Source organism: Flavobacterium omnivorum (assembly GCF_900099915.1).
Lineage (GTDB): Bacteria > Bacteroidota > Bacteroidia > Flavobacteriales > Flavobacteriaceae > Flavobacterium > Flavobacterium omnivorum.
The window spans coordinates 168,726-175,860 of the sequence record NZ_FNDB01000006.1; the positions used below are offsets into that span (position 1 = coordinate 168,726).

The following is a 7,135-nucleotide window of genomic DNA, read 5'->3' on the forward strand; positions in this document are numbered from 1 at the left end:
TGCGCTCCCTTGTAACAATTGTTCCATAACTGAGACTACTAATTAAAAACAAAAACACGACCCATGAAAAGAATATTTTTTGCATTAGTATTTGCTTCCGTTTTTTGGAGCTGCAAAACTGCCGGAACAGGGAACACGATGTCAAAACCTGCTACGGAAAAAGTGGCTGTTGCTATCGATTTAAACAATGTTAAAGAGGATAAGGTTATGGTTGTCGTTACGTCCCCAAAAATAAGCCTGGATGAAGTAACCTACAGCATTCCTAAAATTGTTCCTGGAACTTACTCTATTGATGATTATGGGAAATACATTGAAGATTTCAAAGCATTTGACAGCAAAGGCACCTTACTTTCAACGACCAAAACAGATGAGAATACCTGGAACATCAAAAATGCGAAAACATTAGCAAAAATCACCTACCTGGTAAACGATACTTTTGACACTGAAAAAGGAAGTGGTTTTGGCAATACTGATATTTTTTCACCAGCTGGGACAAATATTGATGCAGCTAAAAATTTCATGCTTAACATGCATGGTTTTGTAGGCTATTTTCAAGATAAAAAAGACCTTCCGTACACCGTAAGTATTTCACATCCGGAAACACTTTGGGGAGCTACATCAATGACGGACATGGATGCAAGCACTACAAATGATTTATTTACTACAGCCCGTTACGCGGAATTGGTCGAAAATCCAATTATGTATGCTAAACCGGACTACACTACTTTTACGGTGGATGGTATGGAAATCTTAATTGGTGTGTATTCCCCATCTGGAAAAGTAACTGCCGAAAGCATAACTCCAGAAATGAAAACGATGATGACGGCTCAGAAAACGTTTTTAGGAAAAATCAATGCTACAAAAAAATACAGTGTTTTATTGTATTTATCAAGCCTGACGCCTACTGACGCTAAAGGATTTGGAGCTTTAGAGCACCCAACGGCAACTACCGTAGTTTTACCGGAAATGATGCCTAAAGCAGAGTTGGTAAAATCAATGCAAGATGTAGTTTCGCATGAATTTTTTCATATTGTAACTCCATTGTCGATTCATTCTAAAGAAATTCATTATTTTGATTACAACACACCAAAAATGTCACAACATTTATGGATGTATGAAGGAGTTACGGAGTATTTCGCTAATCTTTTTCAAATCAATCAAGGATTAATTTCCGAGGAAGAGTTTTACACTCGCATGTCAGAAAAAATTGAGCATGCAAATGCGATGAATGATACCATGCCCTTCACAACCATGAGTGCTAATGTTTTGACAGAACCTTATAAAGAGCAGTACTTGAACGTTTATGAAAAAGGAGCGCTTATAGGAATGTGCCTAGATATCATCATTAGAGAAAAAAGTAACGGTCAAAGAGGAATTCTTGATTTAATGCAAAAGTTATCTACTGAATATGGTGCTGCTAAACCCTTTAATGATGAGGAGCTTTTCGCCAAAATCACATCATTAACCTATCCTGAAGTGGGCACTTTTTTAACAACTTATGTTTCTGGAGCTACTCCCATTCCTTATGAAACCTACCTCTCCAAAGTAGGAGTTACAAAATCTTTGAAGCAAGTCCCTGGAAATGTATTCCTAAAAGGACAATCTCCTTACATTACAGTAGACCAAAAAACAAAAGAAATTATCGTGATTCCAGCAATCGAATTAAACGATTTTTATAAAAATTTAGCGATAAAAGGCGGTGACATTTTAGTGTCCATCAATGACCAATCATACTCCTTGGATAACATTTACGAAATGATAACTATCAGCCAAACTTGGAAAGAAAATGACGCGATCTCAATTAAAATAAAACGAGACGGTAAAGAACAAGTGATCAAAGGCAAAGTAAAACTTCCTTACGAAGAGAAAGAAGGACTAAATGCTACTGATACAACAAAAACGACCTTAAAAGAGGCTTGGCTTAAAGCATAACCCAAAATATAAATTGAGAAATCCCAATGCAGCAATAGATTGGGATTTTTTTTGTGAAATTTGGAACCATATCTAAATTCTTTCCAACAATTTTCTTTATTTTGCGGCCAAATCTAAACACTATTAAAATCGGCATGATTTAATTCAAAAGCTCCGGCACAAATCATAAAAGAATTACGAAGTCATGCTCCAAAAAAAAATCAAATTTTACTTTCCCATGAAAAAATCAATTATTGCATTCGTTGCACTTTTATTATTATCTGCTTGTAACAAAAACGAATCTAAAGGCAACGTACATATTACTGGAAATATTAAAGGATTAAAAAAAGGAACGTTGTATATTCAACGAATTGTAGATACAGCATTGATCGCTATCGACACCATCAATATCGACGGAAAGGCTACCTTTGAAAGTAATCTAGATTTAGATTCTCCTGAAATGCTTTATTTATTTCTAGATCGTGGTGTGAGTAATTCTCTAGACAATAATCTTTCATTCTTTGCTGAACCAGGAAACATAACTATTGAAACTAGCTTGGACCACTATTTGTCAGACGCAAAAATTACAGGTTCAAAAAACAATGAGATATTTGAAGAATATAAAAAAATTAACATGCGTTTCACTGATGAAAACTTAACGCTAATTGAGAAAAAATTTAATGCCATCAAAAATCAAAACTTAAAAGCAGTTGACAGCATCAGTGCCAAACAAGATTCAAACATAAAAAGGAAATATTTATTTGCTACTAACTTCGCCTTAAACAATAGAGACTTTGAAGTTTCCCCCTATATCGCTTTATCTGAAATTTACGATATTAATGTAAAGTATTTAGACACCATTCAAAAAGCAATGTCGCCAAAAGTGGCAAAATCTCTATACGGTAAAAAACTGACAGAGTACGTAACTAGCGTAAAAAATCAAAAATAGATTCATTTCTTTTTTAGAAAGTATAAAAAACCATCTTGTCATTGGCAAGATGGTTTTTTGTTTCAACAAATACGAGGAGCTAGCGCTATTGTATTCAAAGCATCAAGCCGAAAGGCCACCATACGTCCTATTATTTAAGCGTTGTTATAGGCAATTCCAGTTAACATCATTCCCACAAGCATTATAAAGTAGATAGAAAAGACAACTAATGTCATAATTCCAATGTACTTGTAATGTGATTTTAAATATCCTAAAGAAATAGTCAAAGTTTCGGAATCATTAGTTTTGATTGCTGCTTTAGCCTTCACTGCAAATTTATTTAAATAATAGACTGGAAAGAAATAGAGAACAGCTATAAATAGGTAGACAAAAGCCATTATAATGCCAAAGGACGAACCCATCATTCCCATAGCAGGGTTCATTTTCCCCATAGCAGAAAATAGTGTTCCCGCGAATAAAGCAGCTAAAATAATAAAACCAATTCCTATGTACCCTAGAATGGATAAAAAATAGGCCCATTTTGCTGTTTCCTTTAAAAAGTCTTTCGCAGACCCATTAAGTTTCATTTCGAAAGTTTCGATTACTGAATGCTCTTCCATACTTATTTTACGTTTAGGTTAGATTTCAAATTTAACAAAATAATTATGACATTACATAAAAATGAAATTAAATTGTTATTTAGCCTAAAACAAAAAACCACCTAACAAAAGTTAGGTGGTTTTATTAAAGAGCCGGCGGAGGGACTCGAACCCACGACCTGCTGATTACAAATCAGCTGCTCTAGCCAACTGAGCTACGCTGGCGACTCATTACGGGTGCAAATATAAGTCTGAATTTCTATTTTCCAAAACAAATTCAAACTTTTTTTGCGTTTTTTTTAACTACAATTCGTTGATTTTGGCAATCAATTGATTAGCAGTTTGTTCCAATTCAACATTGATTTGTTTGAAGTGTGCTTTTTTATCTTCTACATTTTTTGCATTCACTTTTGTGATCAAAGCGTCAAAAGCAGCGATAGCTTCATCGATTAAACCATTTGTTTCAGTTGTTGGTTTTCCTGTAGTAGAAATTTCGAACAAGTAAACTGCTTCAATAATATCTCCTAAAACGTAGTTGATGTCTTTTTTTAAATTCTTAATGTTTGCCATTTTTATTTTTTTAAAATTTGAATTTTAATTTGCGTATGCAAAAGTACACATAATCTTTCTATTACCGACTATGAAATGTAAATTTCTAAAATCGAAGCTTTTCCCTTGAGAATGAATATATTCCTCCCTTAAAAATCAAAATAGGACTCCGTTTGCATTAGTTTCCTGTTTAGTTCCCACATTCCATTTCTAAGCCATTATAAAACATGTCTCCCTTTCACTATTTAATCGCTCGCAATACTCCCTGCAGTAACATGAAATCAAGACGAACCTAGGAGACGTTAATCTGAATGTATTAATGAACTAACGATATTTCCAGAATATTTGTTTTGTTTTATAACTTAAAACAATCATTTTGAAGAGGAAATATATAGTTAATTCTCCTCTACTTTAAAAAACATCCATTTTTCAAATACTACTAATAAATCCGTCTTATATTTTGGAAATAAATCGAATCAAAAAACCATTGATCCATAACTGTCTTTAGTAATAGATCTTACACCACTAATTTTTTGATTGCTTGTAGTGCTTTAGGAATGTGTTTTGCAGCCAGCATACTATCAAAAATCATTTGTATAATTCCATTTTTATCGGTAACATAGGTTACTCTTCCTGGAAGCAAACCAAACATACCAGTAGGAACTCCAAACAACTTTCTAATTTTTTTATCATAATCTGACAAAAGAATAAAGGGCAACTTGTATTGCTTAGTAAACTTTAGATGTGATGCTACGCTATCACTACTAATTCCTATAACGTCAGCACCCAAATCTTTAAAATCTTCATATTGATCTCTAAAACTGCAGGCTTGTGTAGTACAACCCGGTGTGTTGTCTTTTGGATAAAAATAAATAACTAAGGGCTTTTGTCCCACAACGTTCTGACTGTCAAAATCAATTCCGTCTGCATCTTTTGCTGTAAATTTAGGGATTTTGTCCCCTACTTTTAGTTCCATTATTCTCCTTTATAGGTTACAAAATTTCGAGGTGTTTCGTATAGAACTACTTCTAATTCAAATTCTGACTTTATTCTTTTTCTGATTTTGTTCCAAATCACAACTACTATATTTTCAGCTGTTGGATTTAAATCTTGAAATTCAGCAACATCTAAATTTAGATTTTTGTGATCGAATTGATTCTCAACATCCTCTTTGATTATATCACTTAAAAACTTCACATCCATAACATAGCCGGTTTCAGGATCAATCTCTCCCGTCACGCTGACTATCAGTTCATAATTATGTCCGTGGAAATTAGGATTATTGCACTTTCCAAAAATCGCATCGTTTTGTTCAAAACTCCAATCTTTTCTGTGCAATCGGTGTGCCGCATTAAAATGGGCTTTTCGCGAAATGGTAACTTTCATATAGTAGAATAAATTAGGTGTTATGGGTTCCCTCTTCCGAAGAAAGAGGAGTTTTATTTTCTTCCAAAAAATGATAAAATTCTTCAAAAATGATTTTAAACCAAACAGTATATAGTAAAGGATGAAGCTCCATATCTTTTTTAACTTCCTCAATTTTCATCCATTTCCAACTTTCAACTTCCTCTGAATTGATAACGGGCTCCCCATCATAATACCCAATCATCACGTGATCCAGTTCATGTTCTGTCAAGCCATTATCAAAAGGAGCTTTGTAGATAAAATGAAACAGTTCCTTGAGTTCTGTTTTGAAGCCCATTTCTTCAAACAATCGTCGGCTTCCAGCTTGAATATTTGTTTCTCCCTCACGCTGATGACTACAACAAGTATTGGTCCACAACAAAGGGGAATGGTATTTTTGACCTGCACGCTGTTGCAGCATGATTTCATTTTTACTATTCAAAACAAAGACAGAAAAGGCCCGATGCAACACCGCTTTTTCATGTGCTTCAAGTTTAGGCATCAGCCCTATTTGCTCGTCATTTTTATTAACTAGGATTACATTTTCTTCTATCATAGTGGTGAATTTCAGGTCAAAAATACAAAAAAGATAAATAGGGATAAGGGCTTTAACGTTCTCTTTCGATTTGTTGAAGTGGAATTATTAAAAGAATATCTAAATAAAATGATGCTAAACCTTTCAAAATTCTGTTGTATTTTTATAAATATTTATCAATAACACTATGCATCCTATAACCATCCGAAAAGCACGCTCTGCCGACTTACAAAAACTTCTTGTCTTTGAACAAGGAATTATTACTGCCGAACGCTCTTACGAACCCACTTTAAAAGAAGATCCCATTCATTATTATGATCTCGAAAAAATGATTACTGCCCCTCATATAGAAGTATTGGTAGCTGAAATAAATACAGAAATTATTGCCTCCGGATACGCTAGATTAGAGGCTGCAAAACCTTATTTGAATCACGAAACATATGGATATCTTGGATTTATGTTTACGGATCCTAATTACAGAGGAAGGGGAGTAAACGCTTCCATCATCAAAGCACTTAAATACTGGTGTAACGTGCACGAAGTGTTCGAACTTCGACTAGACGTTTACAGTGACAATGATTCAGCCATTAAAGCGTATGAAAAGGCGGGATTCAAAAAACACCTTTTAAATATGAGGATGATTTTATAAAGGGTACAATTTTTTTTCTAAATCAAAACCTCTTTTTAGACTGTCAAAATCTATAATCAAAACTTATTATAGACGTCTGTTCATGGCTACTTGACAGTAGGATACCTATTCATTAGGAACCAATAATTTCAACGCAAAAAACTTTTCTTTTTAACATTTTTCTCAAAAAGAGTTTAGTTTTCTAAATGCCAAAACTATAAACTATTAATTTATATCATTGTTGTCCGATAAAAATAATCGGAACGTTATTTTTTCTTTGTTTTTCAAGGCTTGACGAGGTTTAAACCTAGTTCAGCTTGTTTTTGACTACTTTCCTGAGAATTCGATGTACTAAAAAATATAATTTTTGGTTTCTTCTGTCGAATTTTATCCGGTTGCTAAATAATCATCAAACAAACCCAATTGCCCATCGCTTTTGGTATTTAATTCCCAGTCTTTTTCAGGGCTTTCTAAAAATTTAGTTAGATGAATATAATTGAATAAATGAATTCTACAAAAACTAACTAAATTGGAAAAAGACCATTGTCTTTTCAAACTTTTCTTTATTACTCCCATCAGAA

The 7,135-nt window shown here is 33.6% G+C and carries 8 protein-coding genes, 1 tRNA gene and 1 pseudogene; 3 read left to right on the forward strand and 7 right to left on the reverse strand.

Features of this window, described 5'->3' with window-relative positions; genetic code table 11:
• Window positions 1-63 precede the first annotated feature (63 nt).
• Both BLS90_RS08710 and BLS90_RS08715 read left to right on the forward strand, forming a co-directional pair.
• On the forward strand, window positions 64-1,932 hold the full coding sequence (locus BLS90_RS08710) for a M61 family metallopeptidase (RefSeq protein ID WP_091257268.1): 1,869 nt from the start codon (window positions 64-66) through the stop codon (window positions 1,930-1,932).
• Window positions 1,933-2,149: 217 nt separating this feature from the next.
• A complete protein-coding gene (locus tag BLS90_RS08715) occupies window positions 2,150-2,860 on the forward strand; it encodes a DUF4369 domain-containing protein (RefSeq protein ID WP_091257286.1) in 711 nt (236 codons plus the stop codon).
• A 134-nt stretch (window positions 2,861-2,994) separates the two neighbouring features.
• On the opposite strand, the gene BLS90_RS08720 is transcribed toward BLS90_RS08715, so the two are convergent.
• The 6 genes from BLS90_RS08720 to idi all read right to left on the reverse strand — a co-directional run bounded on the left by BLS90_RS08720 (window position 2,995) and on the right by idi (window position 5,947).
• Entirely contained in the window at window positions 2,995-3,459 is a 465-nt protein-coding gene (locus BLS90_RS08720; protein WP_091257269.1) for a hypothetical protein, read from the reverse strand.
• Between the two features lie 130 nt (window positions 3,460-3,589).
• Window positions 3,590-3,663, reverse strand: a tRNA-Thr gene (locus tag BLS90_RS08725).
• 78 nt (window positions 3,664-3,741) lie between these two features.
• Window positions 3,742-4,008: a hypothetical protein gene (locus BLS90_RS08730; protein ID WP_091257270.1), complete on the reverse strand. Its 267-nt coding sequence runs from the start codon at window positions 4,006-4,008 to the stop codon at window positions 3,742-3,744.
• Between the two features lie 496 nt (window positions 4,009-4,504).
• The gene (locus tag BLS90_RS08735) at window positions 4,505-4,963 is read right to left on the reverse strand and encodes a peroxiredoxin (RefSeq protein WP_091257271.1); all 459 of its coding nucleotides are present in this window, start codon (window positions 4,961-4,963) and stop codon (window positions 4,505-4,507) included.
• Entirely contained in the window at window positions 4,963-5,373 is a 411-nt protein-coding gene (locus tag BLS90_RS08740) for a 6-pyruvoyl trahydropterin synthase family protein (protein WP_091257272.1), read from the reverse strand. The genes BLS90_RS08735 and BLS90_RS08740 overlap by 1 nt, the downstream gene beginning before the upstream one ends.
• 13 nt (window positions 5,374-5,386) lie before the next feature.
• On the reverse strand, window positions 5,387-5,947 hold the full coding sequence (idi, locus tag BLS90_RS08745) for an isopentenyl-diphosphate Delta-isomerase (RefSeq protein ID WP_091257273.1): 561 nt from the start codon (window positions 5,945-5,947) through the stop codon (window positions 5,387-5,389).
• A 166-nt stretch (window positions 5,948-6,113) separates the two neighbouring features.
• Here idi and BLS90_RS08750 point away from each other — a divergent pair, with 166 nt between their 5' ends.
• Entirely contained in the window at window positions 6,114-6,575 is a 462-nt protein-coding gene (locus BLS90_RS08750; RefSeq protein WP_091257274.1) for a GNAT family N-acetyltransferase, read from the forward strand.
• A gap of 366 nt (window positions 6,576-6,941) precedes the next feature.
• Here the strand turns inward: BLS90_RS08750 and BLS90_RS17000 are convergent.
• Window positions 6,942-7,135: pseudogene (locus tag BLS90_RS17000) on the reverse strand (IS4 family transposase); the annotation flags it as partial.